Source organism: Micromonospora sp. NPDC002717 (assembly GCF_040295705.1).
In the GTDB taxonomy this organism is placed as follows: domain Bacteria; phylum Actinomycetota; class Actinomycetes; order Mycobacteriales; family Micromonosporaceae; genus Micromonospora.
In genome coordinates, this window is record NZ_JBEOVW010000007.1 from 292,128 (window position 1) to 312,951 (window position 20,824).

16 protein-coding genes and 1 pseudogene are annotated in these 20,824 nt (G+C 71.7%); 8 read left to right on the top strand and 9 right to left on the bottom strand.

Translation table 11 applies throughout. The features are described from left to right. Positions 1 to 96 precede the first annotated feature (96 nt). The 4 genes from ABT006_RS13730 to ABT006_RS13745 all read right to left on the bottom strand — a co-directional run bounded on the left by ABT006_RS13730 (position 97) and on the right by ABT006_RS13745 (position 4,614). On the bottom strand, positions 97 to 1,650 hold the full coding sequence (locus ABT006_RS13730) for a TROVE domain-containing protein (RefSeq protein WP_350706142.1): 1,554 nt from the start codon (positions 1,648 to 1,650) through the stop codon (positions 97 to 99). Positions 1,651 to 2,617: 967 nt separating this feature from the next. Then, complete coding sequence (locus tag ABT006_RS13735; protein ID WP_350706144.1) at positions 2,618 to 3,133, bottom strand: DUF3592 domain-containing protein; 516 nt, start codon at positions 3,131 to 3,133, stop codon at positions 2,618 to 2,620. A gap of 227 nt (positions 3,134 to 3,360) precedes the next feature. Then, positions 3,361 to 3,801 carry a hypothetical protein gene (locus tag ABT006_RS13740; RefSeq protein WP_350706146.1) on the bottom strand — a complete coding sequence of 147 codons (441 nt, stop codon included), beginning with the start codon at positions 3,799 to 3,801 and terminating at the stop codon, positions 3,361 to 3,363. A gap of 75 nt (positions 3,802 to 3,876) precedes the next feature. Further along, entirely contained in the window at positions 3,877 to 4,614 is a 738-nt protein-coding gene (locus ABT006_RS13745) for a TetR/AcrR family transcriptional regulator (RefSeq protein ID WP_350706148.1), read from the bottom strand. 71 nt (positions 4,615 to 4,685) lie between these two features. Between ABT006_RS13745 and ABT006_RS13750 the strand changes: the two genes are divergently transcribed. Next, positions 4,686 to 4,940: a hypothetical protein gene (locus tag ABT006_RS13750; RefSeq protein WP_350706150.1), complete on the top strand. Its 255-nt coding sequence runs from the start codon at positions 4,686 to 4,688 to the stop codon at positions 4,938 to 4,940. A 291-nt stretch (positions 4,941 to 5,231) separates the two neighbouring features. On the opposite strand, the gene ABT006_RS13755 is transcribed toward ABT006_RS13750, so the two are convergent. From ABT006_RS13755 to ABT006_RS13765, 3 genes and pseudogenes are all read right to left on the bottom strand, one after another. Continuing rightward, complete coding sequence (locus ABT006_RS13755; protein ID WP_350706152.1) at positions 5,232 to 5,834, bottom strand: cysteine hydrolase family protein; 603 nt, start codon at positions 5,832 to 5,834, stop codon at positions 5,232 to 5,234. A gap of 11 nt (positions 5,835 to 5,845) precedes the next feature. After that, positions 5,846 to 7,932: pseudogene (locus ABT006_RS13760) on the bottom strand (amylo-alpha-1,6-glucosidase). Beyond that, on the bottom strand, positions 7,925 to 8,296 hold the full coding sequence (locus ABT006_RS13765) for an SCP2 sterol-binding domain-containing protein (RefSeq protein ID WP_350706154.1): 372 nt from the start codon (positions 8,294 to 8,296) through the stop codon (positions 7,925 to 7,927). Before ABT006_RS13765 ends, ABT006_RS13760 begins: the two are co-directional and overlap by 8 nt. Before the next feature lie 223 nt (positions 8,297 to 8,519). On the opposite strand from ABT006_RS13765, the gene ABT006_RS13770 reads away from it, so the two are divergent. After that, entirely contained in the window at positions 8,520 to 9,281 is a 762-nt protein-coding gene (locus ABT006_RS13770) for a sulfite exporter TauE/SafE family protein (RefSeq protein WP_350706156.1), read from the top strand. Between the two features lie 257 nt (positions 9,282 to 9,538). Here the strand turns inward: ABT006_RS13770 and ABT006_RS13775 are convergent, their stop codons facing one another. Beyond that, a complete protein-coding gene (locus ABT006_RS13775) occupies positions 9,539 to 12,235 on the bottom strand; it encodes a sugar-binding protein (protein ID WP_350706158.1) in 2,697 nt (898 codons plus the stop codon). Between the two features lie 426 nt (positions 12,236 to 12,661). Here ABT006_RS13775 and ABT006_RS13780 point away from each other — a divergent pair, with 426 nt between their 5' ends. The 6 genes from ABT006_RS13780 (at position 12,662) to ABT006_RS13805 (ending at position 19,869) form a co-directional block, all read left to right on the top strand. Beyond that, positions 12,662 to 13,825: an ROK family protein gene (locus ABT006_RS13780; RefSeq protein ID WP_350706160.1), complete on the top strand. Its 1,164-nt coding sequence runs from the start codon at positions 12,662 to 12,664 to the stop codon at positions 13,823 to 13,825. Between the two features lie 48 nt (positions 13,826 to 13,873). Further along, complete coding sequence (locus ABT006_RS13785) at positions 13,874 to 14,920, top strand: extracellular solute-binding protein (protein ID WP_350706162.1); 1,047 nt, start codon at positions 13,874 to 13,876, stop codon at positions 14,918 to 14,920. A 182-nt stretch (positions 14,921 to 15,102) separates the two neighbouring features. Beyond that, entirely contained in the window at positions 15,103 to 16,176 is a 1,074-nt protein-coding gene (locus tag ABT006_RS13790) for an ABC transporter ATP-binding protein (RefSeq protein WP_350706164.1), read from the top strand. Continuing rightward, positions 16,173 to 17,966 carry an ABC transporter permease gene (locus tag ABT006_RS13795; protein WP_350706166.1) on the top strand — a complete coding sequence of 598 codons (1,794 nt, stop codon included), beginning with the start codon at positions 16,173 to 16,175 and terminating at the stop codon, positions 17,964 to 17,966. Before ABT006_RS13790 ends, ABT006_RS13795 begins: the two co-directional genes overlap by 4 nt. Further along, positions 17,963 to 18,919 (top strand): creatininase family protein, encoded by a 957-nt coding sequence (locus tag ABT006_RS13800; protein ID WP_350706168.1) that lies wholly within the window; start codon positions 17,963 to 17,965, stop codon positions 18,917 to 18,919. The genes ABT006_RS13795 and ABT006_RS13800 overlap by 4 nt, the downstream gene beginning before the upstream one ends. Then, positions 18,916 to 19,869 (top strand): amidohydrolase family protein, encoded by a 954-nt coding sequence (locus ABT006_RS13805; RefSeq protein WP_350706170.1) that lies wholly within the window; start codon positions 18,916 to 18,918, stop codon positions 19,867 to 19,869. Before ABT006_RS13800 ends, ABT006_RS13805 begins: the two co-directional genes overlap by 4 nt. Positions 19,870 to 20,063: 194 nt before the next feature. On the opposite strand, the gene ABT006_RS13810 is transcribed toward ABT006_RS13805, so the two are convergent. Continuing rightward, a complete protein-coding gene (locus ABT006_RS13810) occupies positions 20,064 to 20,789 on the bottom strand; it encodes an RNA-guided endonuclease InsQ/TnpB family protein (protein WP_350706195.1) in 726 nt (241 codons plus the stop codon). Between the last annotated feature and the right edge of the window lie 35 nt (positions 20,790 to 20,824).

The window sequence follows — 20,824 nt, forward strand, 5'->3', positions numbered from 1 at the left end:
TGGTCGCGTGGGCTCGCTCCCCGGGAGTGCTGCGCGGCAACGGCGAGACCGGCGGCGACGTCGGCCTCCGGGTGGGAGGCCGACGTCGTGGCGCGATCAGAAGGGCCACTGCTCGCGGGATCCCGCCTCGATGAGCGGGATCATCGCGAACGCCGCGTCGGACAGGCCGCCGAACGTGTGCCGGTTCCCGGCCGTCGGGGCGTGCCCGACCCGGTATCCGGCCAGGTTCCAGGTGTACACCGGCACCTGCCCGGGCACCGCCGCCGTCACGTCCACCGAACGGTGCCAGTGCGCCTGCTCGTCGGTGAGGATGACCACCCGGTCGTGCCCGGCGTAGTGCCGACGCACCGCCTTCTCGGTCTCGGTTCCGCCGCCGTAGAAATAGCCGTCCTCCTTGAACCGGCGCACCGCCGCCAGCACCGACTCGCCCGCGACGGCCGGGAACACCCGGGTGTCGTGGGAGAAGGACACGACCGTCGCGTCCTGCGCGCGGGCGGCCAGCGCCAGGCCGAACACGGTGGCCGCGTCCCAGCAGCGCAGCGTGCCGTCCTTGCTGAAGGTGCTGTTCATCGAGCCCGACGTGTCGATCAGGACCAGCGTCCGACCGTCCAGGGCCGGCACGTTCGCCAGCGCGTGCTGCAACGCCTTCTCCAGCGGGTACCCCCACCGCAGGCTCGGCGCCGCGTTGTGGGCCGACAGGAAACGCATCGGCAGCACCCGCGACCTGGCAACCTCGCCCGGGTCGGACAGCTTGGCCGCCACCGTCTCGGCGACGGCGTCACTGACGCCGGCCTGGTCGAAGTTGCGCAGGTTGCGCAGCAGCGCCAGGTAGCCCATCGTCGGGATGATCGCCTCCCAGGCCGGGGCGTCCATCGCCGTCTGCCGCCAGCCGGCGAGGGCCTCCCACGTCATGCCGGCCGCGCCCAGCACCGCCGGGTCGGTGATCTCCTGACGCCGCTCGACCGGCAACGCCATGAGCTCGGCCCGCGCCGTCAGCACGGTCAGCGACGCCGGCAGCGGGTTGTCCCGCTGGTGCCGCCGGTCCAGCGCGTGCCGGAACAGCTCACCCTGCCGCTCGTCCCGGGCGGTCGGGTGGGTCAGGTCGACGACGTCACCGAACCGGACCGCGTTGCGGTCGGAGTCGTACTTGAGCAGGCTCCGCTCGTGGTACAGCCGCACGGCCGCGTCCGCGATGCCCCGCTTGACCGGCTTCGGCAGCGCCCGGCCGTGGCGACCCAGCCAGTAGGCGAGGGCCTCGCCCGGCTCGTCCGCGCGCTGCAACGCCGAGTCCACGATGGACCGCGATCCGGGAATGCCGGCCGCCACCTGCGCGCGGGCACCCTCGAGGGCGGCCACGACAGCCGCCGAACGCAGCATCGCGCCGGTGCGCAGCCACGGCACGAAGCGGGCGAACCAGTCGGGGTCGGCGACGGCGACGGTGGCGACCAGTTCACGGAACCGAGCATCCCGGTCGGCGGCGCCCTCGTAGAAGGTGTCCTCGCCGACCATGTTCGACACGCCGAGCAGGAACAGTTCCGTGCGCGGCCCGCGGGCGAAACCCGGGGCGCCCTCGGCGGTGACGACCTCATGGTCGTCTTCGTGCCGGTTCTTGCGCAGCTTGAGGTTGAACTTGGCCATCACGTCCCCCATGTTTCGTACGAGAGGACGCGGCCACACGCACACCCGAGACCAGAGTCGGCGACGGACTTGTCCGCCGCTCTGTCCGATTGAGCTACCCGCCCGAAGGCATGGGGGACTCGAACCCCCACCTGCGGATCCCGTGAAGTAACCGTCGCCTGCGCACCGGGTGTGCTGTGGTCGCGCCTCCCGAGATCGGAGCCGGCGACGGATGCGCCCTTCGCAGGGGCGTTCGCCCCTCCAGAGGTAACCGTCACCTTCGCACCGGGAAGTGCGGACCGACCGTAGCGGCGGCACCGGCGGCCGGGCAACGGAGTTTGCCGTTCCGCGATGGTGGGTGGCAGGAACGGTCGCGCCGCGTACCCGAGACCAGAAGGTCGACGACGGAAATGCCTATTGCTCTGCCAACTGAGCTACCAGCACTGTGGCTGGAGGGGACTCGAACCCCCGACCCATAGATTAGAAGTATCCGTCGTCTGCGCACCGGGTACGCGGCGTGAGCACGTCCCGAGACCGACGACGGCGACGGGCTCGTTTGGGAAAGAAGTATCCGTCACCTTCGCACCGGGACGTGCGGCAACAACGTACAGGCGGCGGCTCGGGAGCGGCAAGGGATTTCGCGTCCGTCAGACGTTCACGCCGCTCACCCGAGACCAAGGTTGGACACGGCGTGTGCGGGCTCGAACCGCAGAGCCCTATTGCGGGCTCTCTGCCAGAAGTAACCGTCTCCATCGCACCGGGTGAGCGGCGTGAGCGCGCCTCCCGAGACCAGATGCGGCAACGGAGACCGGCCCTCGCGGGCCAAGGTGACCTGGGCCGCTGGTCGACACCGCGTTTCGGCGGCGGCGGGATTCGAACCCGCGTCTCCCCGTGGGAAGCGGAAGTAGCCGTTGCCTGCGCACCGAGAGGTGCCCGACCACGGTAACGACCCCGTACACGTCGGCCAACCGCATTTATCTCGGCCCCTGAGCGGCGGAAGTTAGCGGCCGCCGCGCTTGTGCTTCGAGCGGCTTGTGAACGCGGCACCGTCCCGGGCTCGCGGAGTCGAGGGCTGCGGCGGCGTACGCCGAGGGAGCCAGCGCCCGAACGGGACGCGGGACAGCGTCAGGGGGACCGCCACGACCAGGATCCCGAACCCGACGGCGCCCAGCCCTCCCTGTAGGCGGCCCCGGTGCCCGCTGAGTTGGTCGAAATCGGTGACGAAGTCGCCCGGATCGCCCCGGTTGACCCAGATCCGCATCTCGTCGCCGACGGACCGGCACACCTCGAAGCAGGCGACCTCCCGCGTGTACGTCCGGCCGGACAACTCGTACCGGACGTGCATGGTGGTCGACGTGCCGCCACGCTTGGACCCGCGGTCGTGGACGAGTGCCCGCGCCGGCGCGCCCTGCGCCCGCAGGTCGGTCTTCCAGTCGTCGAGTGCGTACTGGGTGTGGAACGGCAGCCAGAGCAGCGCGCCGCCGACCACCAGCAGCAGCACGCATCCGACGGTCACCCAGGCCGGGACCGTCGCGGTGTGGTCGCGGCATGCACCCGGTCATCGTGCCGGCCGCCCGCAACCCCGTGGGCGCTCGACCCGTTCGGCGTCTCGCTCCCGATCAGAATCAGCTGTGACCGCTCCGACGGCCAGCGCCCGAGACCACTGGCTCCATGCGCCGTGCTCCTTCCGCCCGTTGAGGCTCCGCCGAGTCGACCTGACTTGATCTCTAACGGACGCGCAGATCAGCCGGTATCGACTGGGTGACCAACGCCGGTGATCAGCCCGGGGGCGATCGGGTTGACCATGTCGATCCACCACCGCGCCCCGGCCGGGAGGGTGCAGCCGAGCGCATAACCCACCATCTCGCCGTTCGTCACCCCGGTGGCCAGGGCGAAGCCGTCCCGTGCGGCATACGTTTCCAGGCGGTTCTGGTAGCGGGGTTCGCTGTAGAACGGATCGTGCAGGTTGTCGTTGTGCACCTCTCGGTATACGGCGCGCAGGTGTTCGCGCTGCTGGTGCAGGTCAGCCTGCCCGCCGCGGGTAATGGCCAGTGCCGTCACCTGCGCCAGCCGGTCGCGGAGGGTGGAAACCGCGGCCGGCTTGCGGGCATCGCGTGGGACGGCGGCCAGTACCGCGGTGGCGACGCTTTCGATGCGCACGGTCGCGTCCAGGTCGTCGAGCACGTCGGTCAGTCTCGTCCTGCACCACGTCGAAGTCGAGCGCTGGCCGGAATCAAAGAAACCGAATGGTGCGCGCGGTCATTCCGGCATTCCTGTCCGTACTGCTGTCATGAGAATTCCGTTGAGGCCCTCCTCGAACAGCAGGTCGTCGTCCCATTGGGTGTCGTCGAGATGGCCAGAGGCGTTGAGGGTCGGATAGGCGTTGGCGTTGGCGCCGACATGGTCGCGGGCTGCGGCTCTCACGTCAGGGTCCGCGGTCTGGTGCCACGTGGCTTCCGTGAGCGAGGCGCCGATGACGTAGTTGGCCAGCATTCGCGTGGCCACCGCAAGCTGAAGTCCGCAACAGCCGCCGCGCACCAGCGCCGATTGCAGAAACTCGGTACGGGCCAGGACGTTGGGCCCGAGCATCGGACGTCCGACCAGCCTTGGTGCCCAGGGATGGCCCAGCATGGCGCCACGCCAGCCTCGGACGAGGGCGCGGATGTCCTCTAGCCAGTCGTCGCTCACGTCCGGAATCGGCACGTCGCCGAAGATCCGGTCAACGGCCAGGTCCAGGACGTCATCCTTCGTCCTCACGTGCCAGTACAACGCAGTCGCCGTCACGTTGAGCTGTTGGGCGAGGCAGCGCATAGTCAGGCCCTCGATGCCGTGCTCGTCCAGCATGGTCACCGCTGTGTCCACAATGCGCTCGAGGGTCAGCGGCGGTTTGCGCCGTGCACGTGAGGGTTCCGCCCGCAGCCATACCGGCGGCGGGGTGCGGCTGCCCCGTCGCCCCGCCGAGGGTGTCGTCGGCGCACCGGGCTCTGCGGTGGTCATAGAGCCAACTCTAGTCCGGTGGACAGGCAACTTAACAGCGGTAAGCTAGTTGAACGTACGAAAGGATGGCCTTGACGGTCGGCAAGGAGTTCGCCATGCCTCTGCTGCGAGTCCACCTCGACAGCGACCGGACCAATGCCCGTCGCGTCCTGCAACTGCATCAAGAGGGCAAGATCCATCACGAATCGCGGGAAGCTGCTCGGGAACAGGTGTGGCGCCAGGGCCGCATCCCGGCCGGTGACCCGCTCTTCGTCGGCATCACGAACGGCCGCCGCAACGTGCAGTTGCTCTACGACGTCGAGGTCTACTCCGACACAGTCCCTTGAGCACCCGCCAAGCTCGCGCCACCCAGGCGGTGGTGGACACCTCGATGAAGGCACCTGGGCTGCGCAAAACCGCCACAGCCCGGTCCGGCCGCTCTGAAGCCGCGGTGGCTGACATGCGCTGGCCCTGCCGAAGTCGGGAGCGGGAACTGCGCGGGGAGGTCGAGGGCACTCCCCGTATCCCTGGCTCGCTACCCGGGTGCCCGACTTGTCCGTGCGTCGACCGACGTCAGCGGAGTCCGTGGCGGCAGCCGGACCGGACCGCGACGCCGCCAGCTCGGATTGAGGGGCGACTCATCGCGACAGCCGCTCGACGACCTCGGCGGTCGTGACCACCTCGCCGAGCTGGCCCCACGTCTCCAGGCTCGCCCGGTGGGCCTCGTCGGTCGCGGCCGTGCAGGCGTCGGAGACGATCACGGGCCGATATCCGTGGTTGACCGCCTCGAAGGCGGTTCCCGCCACGGACAGGTTGGTGGCGACGCCGGTGAACAGGATTGTCTCGATCTGCCTGCGCCGCAGCACCGTGTCGAGTTCGGTGCCGAAGAAGCCGGTGAGCCGCACGTGGGTGATGACGACGTCGCCCGCCTCCGGCGCGACCTCGTCGATGATGCGGGACTTCGGCGCGCCCTCCAGGAATGCCTGCCGCTCGGGGATCATGGCGAAGCTGGGCGTGTTGGGGATGAGGTCCGGGTAGCCGGGCCGGTGGGCGACCCGCGTGTAGACGACCAGCCCGCCGCTTGCGCGTACCGCCCCGGCGACCTGGGCGGCGTACGAGGCGACGCGGTGTCGGGCGACCTGCTCGGCGAAGAAGGGACCGAACAGCCCGTCGGGGCTGACGACCTCGTGCTGCCAGTGGACGCCGACCACCGCGGTGCGCGCCGGGTCGATGTCTCGCATTGTTCCTCCCGTCACGAGGCGGAGAGTTGTTGCGGTGCCGGCTGGTAGCCCTGCCTGCCCGCGGCGGCCGGCCCCCTGCCGTAGGCGTCGAACCGCCCCCACCGGCCGGGGATGCCGTGCAACGCCACGAAGTCGAGGTTAGCGGGGAGGGCGGGCCTGACGACGAGGTCTTCGCCCACCGGGTGGAGCCCGAGCATCGTCCTCAGCAGGAGCAGGGTCGCTCCGGCGGACCACGCCTGGGGGCTGCAGGCGGTGGGATAGTTGACCGGGTACCGGGTGTCGGTGCGAAAGGATCCGGAAAAGGCTTCGGGCAGCCGGCCGTCGTAGAAGACGGCGGCGTCCAGGATGCCGGCGCGATCCGCGCCGCCTCGTCGGCGTACCCGTAGCGCCGCAGTCCCCAGGCGATGAAGGAGTTGTCGAACGGCCAGATGGTGCCCACGTGGTAGCCGATGGGGTTGTAGCGGCCCTGGTTCTCGGCCAGCGTGCGGACACCCCAGCCGCTGAACAGGGCGGGCGACATCAGGTGCCGCACCAGGGCTTCCGCCTTCGGCTTCTCGACGATGCCGCTCCACAGCAGGTGCCCGATGTTGGACGACAGGGCGTCCACCTGGCGGCCGTCGCCGTCGAGGGCGAGCGCCATGTACTCGCCGTCCGCCACCCAGAAGTCGCGGTTGAAGCGTTCCTTGAGGTCGGCGGCCTCCTGCTCCAGTCGGTCCGCGTACAGCGGGTCGTTCCAGACGCTGCGGGCGAGCCGCGCGGTGCGCATCTTCGCGTCGTACGCGTACCCCTGCAGCTCGCAGGTCGCGCGGGGAAAGCCCGGCAGCCGACCGTCGCGGTAACAGATGCTGTCCCAGGAGTCCTTCCAGCACTGGTTCTCCAGACCGTTCCTGGTGTTGCGCCGCTCGTAGGAGATGTAGCCCATGCCGGTCAGGTCGGCGTAGTTGTTGATCCAGTCGATCGCCGCGCGCGCCTCGTGCTCGACCGAGCGTACGAGGTCGACGTCGCCGGTCCACCGCTCGTACTCGTCGAGCAGGACGAGGAACAGGGGAGTGGAGTCGGCGCTGCCGAAGTAGGGCGTGTGCGGGGTCTCCTCGAAGATGCTCATCTCGCCGTACCGCATCTCGTGCAGGATCCGGCCGGGCTCCTCCTCCCGGAAGTCGTCGACGCGGCTGCCCTGCCGCAGCGCGAGCACCCGGAGGGTGGTGGCGGCGAGTTCGGGTGTGAACGGCAACGCCTGCAGACTGGTGAAGATGCTGTCCCGACCGAACATGGCCATGAACCAGGGCAGGCCGGCGGCGGGGACCCTCTTGTCCTCGGCGAGGAAGGGACTGAAGCGCAGCGCGGCCAGGTCGATCAGGCTCTGCCGGTACGTGCCGCTGAGCGGCTCCCAGCCGGATTCCAGGCGCGGCGCGTGGTCCAACCACTCCAGGAGATCCTGTTCCTTGTTCCTGCCCTTGCCTGCGGCCCGCCCCGGGATCACGAGGCGTTCCAGCCCTCTGGGCATCGGAAGGTCCGGCAGGGCGCTGAGTCTGACGGTCCATCGGCTGCGAGGTTCGAGGTGGACCTCGAACGTCAGGCCGTCGTCGTCCCATGCGGCCGGCGCTGACGCGGAGATGATCGTCTCCCGTCGGAACCGCTCCCGTTCGTAACCGAGGACGAGGCGCCCGTCGTCGACCCGCCGGTAGTGGCGGCCCTTCTTCCTCACCGCCGCGTCCTTGACCTCGAAGAGGTCCGCGAAGTCGGCGTCCGCCTCGATCCTGAGGGTCACGTCGGCCGGTTCGTTGGCATAGTTGATGACGGTCAGGTCCTCGTGGAGGCCGCTGTCCAGGCTGTGCAGCCGGCGCACCCCCACGGTGCTGTTGACGTAGACGTCCTGACGCCCCGGAACCTGGAAGAACCGGTTCTCGAAGTAGTGGATGTCGTCGATGGAAAGGGTGGTCAGTCGTTCCCCGTTCACCGTCAGCACCCACTTCGACAGCAGCCGGGTGTCGTGGGCGAACAGGCCCATGGGAGCGTCGGGTGACGGGATGATGTCGCCCGAGCGGTTACACACCATGAAGGTGGTGCCGTCCAGGATGCCCACCTGATCCTCACTCATGGTCACCTCCTCGGCGCTCGGTCCCCGCCGACCTGGGTGGTGGCGGGAACAACCTACGGAGGCTCGCGAAGAGCCGGGGGCTGCCCGCCACGGTCGCCTCGCCGCGCAGGACGGTGGTCAGGAAGTACGCCTCGCCGCTGGCGATTCGGTCGAACACCGCCGCGTCCGCCTGGACGACCGCGTCTCCGCCGGTCGCCTGCTCCGAGACCGTGACGTTGCCCTTGTCGATGGAGACGAGCCAGCGGTCGACCCGCCCGTCCCGGCTGATCTCGAAGCGGACACTGCCCTCGTCGATCGCCGTCAGGCGGCGGTCGTGTCCACGCTGAGCCAGGCTGCGGAAGAAGGCCTGGGTGGCATCCCCCATCGCGCCACCTCCTCAGGGCCACCATTCCCGCGAATCGCGGCTTCCGCCTCATCCGGAAGAGGTGAATTTTCCCCGCCGCCGACCGCCGCTGTTGCCACCCCGGCGTCCTCGACGCCGCTACGCCGCCGGCCACCGTCAGGCCGTCCGCGTCGCGGCGCGCCGGCCCGGCCCGGCCGGCGGACCCTGGCCCGGCCGGCGGGCGACGCCACTAGCCTGGGACCCGATGGATCCCATCAAGGCAACGCTGCTTTTCGCCGCCGGTGTCGCCACGGGCGCCTTCAACGCGGTCGCGGGCGGCGGCTCCCTCATCGCCTTCTCGGCGCTGCTCGGCACCGGCATACCGCCGCTGACCGCGAAGCTGACCAGCACGGTCGCGGTGTTCCCGGGGAACGTGGCCAGCGTCGTGGGCGGTTACCGGGATCTGCCACCCCGGCGAGACATCAGGCGGATCCTGCCCGCCGCCGTGCTCGGCGGGGTCGCCGGGTCGGCGCTGCTGCTGCTGACGCCCAGCCGCGTCTTCGACATGATCGTGCCGTTCCTGGTGCTCGCCGCCTCTGCCGTCCTCGGCCTCCAGGGCCGCCTGAACGAGCTGGTCAGGCGCTCCGTGCTGCGTGGCCGACAGAAACACCCGGCGACGCTGCAGGTGTTGGTGGCCCTGGGCGGGGTCTACGGCGGCTACATCGGCGCGGGGTTCGGCATCGTGCTGGTCGCCAGCTTGGCTCTCCTGCAGCAAGAGCCGCTCACCAGGACGGTCGCCCTGAAGAACCTGCTGTCGGCCGTCATCTCGTTTACGGCGGTGGTGCTCTACGTCTTCTTCGGCACCGTCAGCTGGGCGGGGGCGGCCATCCTGGTCCCGGCGACCGTCGTCGGCGGCTACGTCGGGGCGCGGCTGCTCCGCAGGCTCCCCGGTGCCCCGCTCAAAGCCGTGGTCGTCACGTTCGGGGTGGTCTTCGGCCTGGTCCTGCTGTGGCGCAACGTGCTGTAGACCGGGTCAGTCGACGGCCGGGGCGGCTCGGCGCCGGCGAGGTGTCGCAGGACCGCCCGCGCGGTGCGTCGTTTGTGCCGGAAGGCCGGCGCGTCGACCCGGGGCGGCGCGAACGCCATGGCGTGCCGGCCGTCGGGGTACGGCCGCGCGCGTACCGGCGTGGCCCGGCGGCCGGTGTCCGTCGGGCGCGGGGGACCCGCCGGGTGGGCCCGGCCCCGGTCATCCGCGTCGGATGACCGGGGCCGGGCCGTCGCCGGTCAGGTCAGCGGCACGTGGCGGGCCAGCGCGGCGCCGCCGGCCTCGAACGCGGCCAGCAGGCCGTCGGCCGTGCCGCCGGTGACCGGGACCAGCACGGTCACCGGGTCGCCGGGGCGCAGCTGCACGGTCCGCTCACCGAGCGAACGGTCGCCGTCCCAGGCGTGCAGGTACGCGGTGCCCGCACGGTCGGCGAGGACCGTCACCTGCACCCCGCCGGCCACCTGGCGCTGGCCGGTCAGCCGCAGCGCCCGCTCGGGGAGCCGGGCCACGGCGGCCGGCGCGACGCCGTCGACAGCGGACTGCGCGATGGTCTGCGGGCTGTGCACGCTGCGGGCGGCGGTGTCCGGGAACACCGGCGCGCTGGGCTGCCGCTGGGTCGGGGTGTACCCGGGCAGGGTCATCAGGCCGTACCGGTACGGGTCGGCGCGGACGCCGGTGAAGGTGGACCAGCCCAGCCGGGACTGGGAGGTCAGGTCCTGGGTGTCCGAGTCGTAGACCAGCACGTTGAAGCCCATCCGGGCCGGGTCGACGGCGTCGGGCAGCACCGCGAACGGGATGCTCGCCTCGATGGTGTAGCCGGCGTACGGCGCGGTGACCTTGCTGACCACCGTCATTCCCGGTGCGGTCGTGGCGCCCGGGCCCTGCCGGTTGTCGGCGTCGCGCTGCCAGCACGGTGGGTTGCCGCCCGCGGGGTCGTCGGTGACCGGGAAGATGCCGGCCTTGAACACCGTCGAGGTGTCCGTCGAGTTCCCCTTCGGGTCGACGATGATCTCGACGCTGTCGGTACGCCGCTGCCGCTTGCAGTCCTGCGGCACCACCTTCTTGCCGAGCACGTCGTCGGTGACCTGGACGAACACCTTCAGCGCGTCCTCGGTCCAGGCGACGCGGCCCGTGGCCGAGGCGTCCTGCGGCGTGGTGGCCTGCCCCTCCCAGATCCGGGACAGGTCCAGCTCCTCGCCGGGGTACTCGCCCGGGGAGGCCACCCCGTCGACGGCGTGGTCGTGCCCGGCGTGCGGCACCTCGCTGGTGGGCACGATCTCCAGTGCGCCGGTCTCGACGGTGCTGCCGGCGGCGCTGGTGGTGGTGATGGTGATGCCGTAGTCGCCGCCGTCGCCGCCCTCGTTGGCGGTCGGCAGGGTGGCGTCGCTGTTGGTGACGGTGAAGGTGACCGCCCCGGTCGCGCCCGGCGCCAGCTCGGCGTAGCTCTTGGTCGCCGCGTCGGCGGTGAAGCCGGCCGGCAGGCCGAGGGTGACGGTGCCGCTCTGGGGGGCCTCGCCGTGGTTGCGCAGGTCGACCCGGACGGTCCGGTTCTTGCCGGAGCCGAGGGTGAGGACCGGCTTGATCAGGGTGTCCAGCTGCGGGTAGCCGCTGTCGCCGGCCCAGGTGCGGAACAGCCCGACCTCGGGCAGTGGCTCCAGGGTGCCGCGCACGTCGGCGACCACCCGGACCGCGCGGTCGGTGCGGCCGGCGCCCTGGCCGGTGGTCAGGTTCGCGCCGACGAGGTGCTGCTCGTTGGTGTCGGCGCCGGCGGGAACGGTCACGGTGAAGGTGACGGTCCGCTCCGTGCCGGCGGGGACGGCGCCGCGCAGTGCGCCGGAGCCGGTGGCGGTCCAGCCCTGCGGCAGCCGCAGGGAGACCCGCGGCGCGGTGAGCGCCCGGTTGTGCGGGGCGCGGACGTGCGCGGTGACCTCGACGGTCTCGCCGGGGGCGAGATCGAACCGGTCGGCGGTCAGGTAGAGCTCGGTGCCCTGGGGAAGCCCGCCGGCCGTGGCCGGCAGCACCGAGCCGCGCAGGATGGCCTCCGGCGAGGTGTCCGCCGGGTCGTACGGGACGCGGCTGTCGACCAGGGTGTAGAAGTCGCAGCGGATCTTCGCCGGGTCGGTGGGGGCGGCGGCGGTGCCGGCCCAGCCCTGGGTGACGTAGTCCCGGCGGGCGTCGACCTCGACCTCGGCCCAGGTTCTGCCGTCGGCGCTCGGGGTGCCCTCCCAGACGCCGAACACCTGGTCGGTCGGGACGGTCGGCACGAAGCTGGACGCGCACTGCGCCCCGGTCGCCGAGCTGCCGGTCCCGCCGGTACGCAGGAACTTCGCGGCCCGGAACGGCTTCAGGCCCTCCTGGGTGAGCTGCTCGGGGAAGGCGGCCGGGTCGGCGGCGGCGTGGAACGCCTCGGCGGCGAACCGGGCGGCCTGCTGGTGGTTGCCGTGGTTGCCGGGCGTCGGCGACGGGTTCATCGTCATGACGATCTCGGGCCGGGTCTGCCGGATCACCCGGACGATCTGGGCCAGGGTGTCGTCGTGCCCCCAGATCTGCTCGGACAGCGGCGCGGAGGCGGTGTACCAGAAGTCGACGCGGTCGAGGTTGTACAGGTTCTCCACGCCGGCCCGGCCGATCGCGGTGCGCTCCTCGCGCTCGCGGATGATGCCCAGCGGCGGGCCCTCCTCGAGGCCGACGGCGTTGCCGCCGCCCTCGCCGCGGGTGATGGTCACGACGCCCGCCTTGGCGCCGTGCTTCTCCTTCCACTGGCCGAGGGTGGCGAGGCTGCCGGCCTCGTCGTCGGGGTGGGCGCTGACGAAGAGGACGTCCAGGTCGACGGTGTCGGTCGGCGGGGCGTCGGTGGGGGCGGCTAGGGCGGCGGCGGGCGCCCCGGACAGGGCCAGGGCGAGCGCCGTGGGTAGCAGGAACGACTTGAGTCGCATGCAGGTCCTTTCGCGACACGCGAGGTCCGCGCAGCGGCCACCGACGTCGGGCGCACGGCGGCGCGGACGCGGGGTCGTGGTCGGACGGCGAGACGGCGGAGGTGGGGGGTGCGGGGGTGCGGGGCGCGAGGGGCGCCACGGCACCGGGGTACGCAGCGGCACGGAGATCCGTACACACTGGAAGGCCTTCGCCCGGTGACGCTAGGGACCGGTGCGGCGGCCCGTCAATGCTTTGCAAGGTCTTTCTTTATTTGCGAAAGAAACAAACAAGGGGTCAGGCGGTCTTCCACGCCTCGGCCGGCGGCGTGCGTGCTCGACTCCGGCGGGATCCGCGAAGGGTGTTTCTGCTGCTCGTGAAGGTGGCCGCAAGGTAACGAGACGGTTTCGTTACTTGACTCAATAGTTCGTTCGCCGTAGGAAGGAAGTGTGACTGACGTGGTGACGCCACCGACGAGCCCGGTGAGCCGGGAGCGGTCGAAGGAGATCAAGCGGCTTTCCGTGATCTCGACCGCCCGCCAGGTGCGGGTGCTCTCCCGTGCCGAGCTGACCGAGCTCACCGGCCTGAGCCCCGCCACGCTCACCCCGCTCGTGCGGGAGCTGATCGCCGAGGGTTACCTCATCGAGCGTGGTCCCGGCGCGTCGCGCGCCGGCCGTCCCCGGGCGATGCTGGAGTTCAACCCCCGGGCCGAGCTGGTCGCCGCGGTCTCGCTGGAGCCGTCCCGGCTCAGCTGCGAGATCGCCGACAGTGACGGGACCGTGATCGCCCACCGCGCGGTGCGGCTCGCCGGCGACATCGTCGACACCATCTGCCGCTCGGTGCCCGAGCTGGTCGGCGACGGCCTGCCGGCGCTGCGCGGGGTGGCCGTCGCCGCGCCCGGCATCTCCACCGGCGGCGCCGTCCGCCTGGCCCCCTCGGTCGGCCTCGTCGAGGCGCGGCCGGTGGGGGAGTCGGTGCAACGCCGGCTCGGGGTGCCGGTGCTGGTGGACAACGACGTGAACCTGATGGCCGCCGGTGAGCACGCGGTCGGCGCCGGCAGCGACGTCGCCGACCTGCTGCTGCTGCACGTCGCCGACGGCATCGGCGCCGGCCTCGTGCTCGACGGGCAGGTCCGCCGGGGCGCCGGCGGGGCCGCCGGCGAGGTCGGCTTCCTGCCGCTGGACCCGGCCGACCGGGGCCACGACGGAATCGGCCCGTTCGAGGCCCGCTGGTCGGAGAACGCCATCGCCGAGCGGGTGGTGGCGCTGGCCCCCGGGCGGCGCCCGGACTCGCCCGTGGCCGCCCTGGTGGAGCTGGCCGCCACCGACGGACGGGCCGCCGCGTACCTCGACGAGCTGCTCGCGGCCTGGTCCCGGCTGATCGTCTCCTGCGTCTGCGTCGTCGACCCCGGGCGGGTGCTGCTCAGCGGCGCCGCCGCCCAGCTCGACGACGCCGCCGTCGACCGGCTCCAGGCGCTCGTCAGCGCCGCCGCGCCGAGCGCCACCGACGTCCGCCGGGCGGTGCTCGGCGACCGGGCGGTGCTGCACGGCGCCGTCAGCTACGCCCTCTCCGCGGCCGCCGCGGGCCTGCCCACCCTGCTGCCGACCCCCTGACCTCACACCCCGAACAACGTAGTTCCCCTCACCCCTCGGAGGTACCCCATGAAACGTCGCCTTCTCCTCGCCGGCGCGCTCGCCACCGTGCTCGCCGCCGGCACCGCCTGTGGCGGCGGCGGTGACGACGCGGCCAGCGGCGGCAGCGCCGAGAAGCTGACCATCTACACCGCCCGCGACAAGAAGGTCTCCGACTACGTCGTGGACCAGTTCACCGCCAAGTACCCCGAGTACAAGGGCAAGGTCGAGATCCTCAACCTCGGCGCCCAGGAGATCCTGGAGCGGGTGCGGGCCGAGAAGGCCAACCCGCAGGCCGACGTCTGGTGGGGCGGCACCCAGCAGGGCCTCGCGGCCGGCGCGTCCGAGGACCTGCTGACCTCCTGGCAGCCGACCTTCGCCAGCAAGATGGACGCCAAGTACAAGGACGCCGAGGGCCGCTGGTTCGGGGAGATCCTGCTGCCCGAGGTCATCATGTACAACAACAAGGCCCTCACTCCGGAGCAGGCCCCGAAGGACTGGGACGACCTGCTCAAGCCGGAGTGGAAGGACAAGATCATCATCCGGGACGTGGCCGCGTCCGGCACCATGCGGTCGATCTACGCCGCGATGATCGTGCGCCAGTCCGCGGACGGCAGCAACCCGCAGCCCGGCTACGACTGGCTCAAGAAGCTCGACGCCAACACCGGCGCGTACGCGGCCAACCCGACCGACCTCTACCTGAAGCTGTCCCGCCAGCAGGGCACGCTCAGCGCCTGGAACCTGCAGGACATCCTGCTGCAGGCCCACCAGTCGAACATGCCGTTCGGCTACGTCATGCCGGCCTCCGGCGCCCCGGTACTGGTCGACGGCCTGGCCGCGGTCAAGGGCGGCAACAGCGAGGGCGCGCAGAAGTTCATCGAGTTCCTCTTCGACGACAAGCTCCGCGCCGACCTGGCCAAGGACTACTACCAGATCCCGGCCGTGGACATCGCCGAGAAGCCGGAGTGGCTGGCCCAGCTCCAGCTCAAGCCGCTGGACGTCGACTGGGACGTGATCGGCAAGAACGAGACCGAGTGGATCAACCACTGGAACAGCCAGATCAAGAACAAGGGCTGACCGCCCGGGCGCCGGGGGCGGGCCCGTCCCGTCCCCGGCGCCCCGCCGCCCGCCCCCGGGGCGCCGGCACGGTGTGAGAGGCGAGCCCCTCTCCGCCGGAGGCGTCAGGAAGGTGCCCTTCCCGTCTCCCGCCCCCCATCCCACGACCGACAGGTCCGGTACCGCACGAAGGAGAGGACCTCATGATCGATGTCACGCTGGAGTCGGTGAGCAAGCGCTTCGCGCGCGGCGGCGACACCGCGGCCGTGGACGACGTCGACATCACCATCGCCGCCGGGGAGTTCTTCACGCTGCTCGGCCCGAGCGGCTGCGGCAAGACCACGACCCTGCGCATGGTGGCCGGGTTCTACTTCCCCACCTCCGGCCGGATCCGGTTCGGCGCGGAGGACGTCACCCGCCGACCGCCGAACAAGCGCGACACCGGCATGGTGTTCCAGAACTACGCGCTCTTCCCGCACATGAGCGTGGCGCAGAACGTCGCGTACGGGCTCAAGATCCGCAAGGTCGGCCGGGCCGAGTCGCGGCGCCGGGTCGAGGAGGCGCTCGGGCAGGTGCACCTCGCCGGCTACGGCGACCGCCGCATCGACGAGCTCTCCGGCGGCCAGCAGCAGCGCGTCGCCCTCGCCCGGGCCCTGGTGATCCGGCCGCGCACCCTGCTGCTCGACGAGCCGCTGTCCAACCTCGACGCCAAGCTGCGCGAGGAGACCCGGGTGGAGATCCGCCGCATCCAGCGCGAGGCCGGCACCACCTCCATCTACGTCACGCACGACCAGGCCGAGGCGATGGCCATGTCGGACCGGATCGCGGTGATGCAGTCCGGCCGGGTGCAGCAGATCGGCGCCCCGCAGGAGATCTACCACCGCCCGGCGACCAGCTTCGTGGCCCGCTTCATCGGCCGCAGCAACGTGCTCTCCCTGCCGGTGGCCGGCGCCGCCGAGCAGGCCGTCACGGTGAAGCTGCCCGCCGGCGGCGAGATCGCCGTCCCCGCCCCGACCGGGCACGGCCTGCGCCAGGGCGACACCGCACTGGTGTCGGTCCGCCCCGAGCACATCGGCCTCACCTCGGCCACCGACACGGACGCGCTGCCCGGCCGGGTCACCGAGGTGGAGTTCACCGGGATGGCCACCAACCTCGTGGTCGACGTGGCCGGCGAGTCGGTGCAGGTCGCCGCGATCGACGTGCCGGACGGGATCGCCGCCGGCGACCAGGTCGGGCTGCGGCTCAACCGCGAGCGGATGTGGGTGGTGCGCCCGTGAGCACCATTCCCGCCACCCCCAGCCCGGCCACCGTCGCCCCGGTCACCCAGGAGCCGACGCCGCCGCGCGCGCCGCGCCGCCGGCTCGCCGACCGCTTCGCCGGCGGCACCGGCTCCCGCTGGTTCCCGTACGTCCTGGTCTTCCCGCTCGCGCTGATCCTCTTCGGGTACGTCGTGCAGCCGATGTTCGCCACCTTCGCCGAGAGCGTCGGCGTGGACGGGGTGGAGAACTACGGCGCCTTCCTCTCCGGCGACGGGGTGGCCCGCTCGTCCCTGGTCACCTCGCTGATCATCTCCGCGGCCAGCGTGCTGCTCTGCGGCATCGTCGGCGTGGCGATGGCCTTCCTGCTCAAGCGGTTCTCGTTCCCCGGCCGCCGGCTGATCGAGGCGATCATCCTGGTGCCGGCGGCCCTGCCGCCGCTGATCGGGGCGATCTCGTTCCAGCTGCTCTACAGCGAGACGGGCATCCTCCCGCGCGGGCTCCAGCAACTCTTCGGCACCGAGAACCCGGTGCTGCCGTTCAGCGGCATCGCCGGGGTGCTGGTGGTGCACACCTTCACCATGTACCCGTACTTCTACCTGTCCGCCTCCGCCGCGCTCGGCGGGATGGACCCCTCGGTGGAGGAGGCCGCGTACAACCTGGGGGCCGGCCGCGTGCGGGTGTGGCGCACGGTGCTGCTGCCGATGCTCACCCCGGCGCTGGTCTCCGCCTCGCTGCTGGTCTTCATGACCTCGCTGGCCTCGTACACCGCCCCGCTGCTGTTCGGGGTGGACCAGACCATGACCATGCAGATCTACATCAACCGCACCAACGGCGACCTGCCGATGGCCTCCACGTACGCCTCGGTGCTCGGCGTGGTGTCGGTGCTGTTCCTGCTCGGCATGCGCTGGTACGAGGGGCGGCGCAGCTACCGGTCCCAGTCGAAGGGGGTCGCCGCGCACCGGCGGGAGATCACCAACCCGTTCGGCAAGTGGCTGGCCCTGGTCGCGTCGATCCTGGCCACCGCCGTGCTGCTCGCCCCCGTGGCGACCATCGCCCTGGTGGCGTTCTCCGCCGACGGGTCCTGGACCACCGAGGTGATCCCGGCGGCCTACACCACGCAGAACTTCGTCACCATCTTCTCCGACCCCGAGGCGTTCCAGCCGATCCTCAACTCGCTGCAGATGAGCCTGATCGCGACCGTCGGCTGCGTCGTGGTCGGCGTGCTCATCGCGTACGCGGTGCGGCGGCTGGACTTCCGCGGCCGGGGCCTGCTGGACGTGGCGGTCATGCTGGCCTGGGCGCTGCCCGGCACGGTGGTGGCGATCAACCTGATCTCGGCGTTCAGCACCGGCAACGCGTTCAGCTTCGGGCAGGTGCTCATCGGCACCTTCTGGATCATGCCGCTGGCGTACTTCGTGCGGTTCCTGCCACTGGTGTTCCGGTCCAGCTCGGCCACCCTGGCGCAGATCGACCCGTCGCTGGAGGAGGCCGCGCGCAACCTGGGCGCGTCCTGGTGGCGGGCGTTCGCCACGGTCACCCTGCGGCTGATGCTGCCCGGCGTGGTGGCCGGCGCGCTGCTCGCCTTCGTGCACGGCGTCGGCGAGTTCGTCGCCTCGGTGCTCATCTACACCTCCGACACCGCGCCGATCTCCGTCGAGATCAACAACCGGATGTACTCGTTCGAGGTCGGCACCGCCGCCGCGTACGGCATGCTCCAGGTAGTCCTGATCTTCGTGGTGATGGTGGTCTCCGGCCGGCTGGAGGGCGGCCGGCGCTCCAGCCGGGAGGCCGCGCGGTGGACGGCGTGAGCGCGGCCTGGCCGGCGGGCGGCGGGCTGGTCCCCGCCGCCCGGATCACCGGTGGGGAACTGGCGGCGGTGGCCGAGGCGGCGGACTTCGCGGTGCTGCCGGTCGGCGCGGTCGAGTGGCACGGCCCGCACCTGCCGCTCGGCACCGACCTGATCCTCGCCCAGGGGTTCGCCGCCGAGAGCGCGGTCCCCGGCAACGGCGCCGCGGTGCCGCCCGGCGCCGCGACCCCGGCCGGCGCACCCGGCACGACGCCGGGTCCGCGCGGGGTGCTCTTCCCCGCCGTGCCGTACGCCGCGTGCCCCGGCCAGACCCGGCCGTGGCCCGGCACCGTGGCGATCCGGCCGGAGATCGCGGTCGGCTACCTGGCCGACGTGATCGAGGGCATCGTGGCGGCCGGGTTCCCCCGGCTGCTGATCGTCAACGGGCACGACGCCAACATGTCCACCGTCCGGGCCGCCATGGAGTGGGTCTCCGGGCGGCGCACGGCCAGCCTGCTGCTGGTCAACTGGTTCCAGCTCGTGACCCCGGCCGAGACCGCCGAGATGTACGGGCCGCTGCCGGCGCGCGGCCACGGCGGGGCGTACGAGACCGACGGGGTGCTCGGCTTCGACCCCGGCGCGGTGCGCCTCGACGCGGTCGCCGACCTGCCGCCGAGGCCGAAGCTGCCGGTGACCCACCCGTACGTGCTGGTGGAGTCCCGCCCCGACCCGTGGCAGGGCTGGTCGGGGCACGTCTCGCTGGCGGGCGAGGAGACCGGCCGGCGGGTCCGGGAGCTGGCCGCGACGCGGCTGCGGGAGGTCGTCGCCGCCTGGGTGGCCGCCCCGCTTCCCGCCCCGCCCACCGACGCCCCGCTGCCCGCCGACGCCCCGGTCGGCGCCGCCCCGCCGCCCACGGACGTTCCGCCCGCCGGCACCCCGCCGGCCGGCGGGCCCCAGCCAGAGGAGGCACCGTGACCGTCGACCGCGGACTCGACGTCGTCGACTTCCACCTGCACTTCCGCATCGGCGCCGACGAGACGATCCGGGCGTGCGAGCACGCCGCCGGCATGCACCCCGGCGGCGAGCACGAGCGCGCCGTCCGCGCCGCCGGCTCCGCCCCGTACGCGGCGCAGTGGCGGCAGGCGTGGGGCTTCCCCGACCCCGAGCCCCCCGCGTCGCGGTGGGAGGACGAGGCGGACCGGTGGGCGCAGGAGCTGCGCGCGGTCGGCATCCGCCGCGCCGTCTTCGTCACCGGCGGCGGCAACGACACCGTCGCCGACGTGGTGGACCGCCACCCCGACCTGCTGCTCGGCTTCGCCCACCACGACCCGTACGGCCCGGACGCCGCCGCCGAGCTGGAACGCGCGGTCGTCGAACGCGGCCTGCGCGGGCTGAAGCTCTTCGCCCCGCTGCTGCGCGGCCCGCTCGACGACGAGGCCCTCGACCCGCTGTGGGGCACCGCCCAGCGCCTCGGCGTGCCGGTGCTGATCCACATCGGCCACTACGGCAGCGCCGGCGGCCTCTCCCACGGCCGGTACGGCGGCCCCGACGAGCTGGCCCGGATGGCCCGCCGTTTCCCCGAACTTGCCGTGGTGGTGCCGCACTTCGGCGTCCAGCACGTGCAGGACCTGCTCTTCGCCGCCTGGGGCTGCCCCAACATCCACGTCGACACCTCAGGGTCGAACCAGTGGGTGCGCTGGATGCCGTACAAGCTGACGCTGGACGAGCTGTTCCGGCGCTGCTACGAGACCATCGGCCCGCATCGGATCGTGTTCGGCAGCGACTCGTCGTGGTTCCCGCGCGGCTACGTCACCCGCTACCTCGACGACCAGCTGCGGATCTGCCGCGAGCTGGGCCTGCCCGACGACCACCTGCGCGCGATCTTCGCCGGGAACGCCGAGCGTCTGCTCGGCCTCGACCACTGACCGGCTGACGACCGGGCGCGACGGGTGACCGGCGCGCCCGGCACGGGAAGGAAGGAAGTAGAGAACCGTCTTGACATCCTCCCGGCCTTGAAGGGCCGGGATTCCCCCTGGTCGCCCGTGGGGGTTTCCTGCTTCGTCGCCGACTGCCCGCCCGGAGGAGTCCGTTGAGGTCTTACATCAGCTCCACAGGCGTTTTACCTGTCCGCCAGCCCGGCGGCCAGAAGGTTTTTCGCTGCGTTGATGTCCCGGTCATGGGTCACGCCGCACGGGCATTGCCACGACCGGATGTTCAGCGGCAGGGATTCGGTCAGTTGCCCGCAGTCCGAGCACAGCTTGGACGACGGGAACCAGCGGTCCACCGTCACCAGGGTGCGTCCGTACCAGGCGGCCTTGTACTCCAACATGGCTCGCAGATCCGACCAGGCCGCGTCGGAGATGGCGCGGGCGAGCCGGTGGTTGCGCAGCATGTTGCGCACCGTCAGGTCTTCGATCACGACCGTTTGGTTCTCGCGGACGAGTCGAGTCGACAGTTTGTGCAGGTGGTCCCGGCGCCGGTCGGCGATCCGGGCGTGAATCCTGGCGACCTTGAGTCGGGCTTTGGCCCGGTTGGCCGAGCCTTTCTCCTTGCGGGCCAGGTCCCGCTGTGCCTTGGCGAGTTTCCGCCGGTCGGCCTGCTCGTGACGGGGGTTGGTGACCTTCTCCCCGGTGGACAGGGTCACCAGGCTGGTCAGGCCTACGTCGACGCCAACCGCCGTGTCGAGAAGCGGGAGCGCCTCGACGGTCGAATCTTCGACGAGCAGGGACACGTACCAGCGGCCGGCCGCGTCTCGGGACACGGTGACGGTGGACGGTACGGCGCTGTCGGGCAGCGGACGCGACCACACAATGTCCAGCGGGGCGTCCATCTTCGCGAGAGTCAGTTGCCCGTCCCGCCAGCGGAACGCCGACCGGGTGT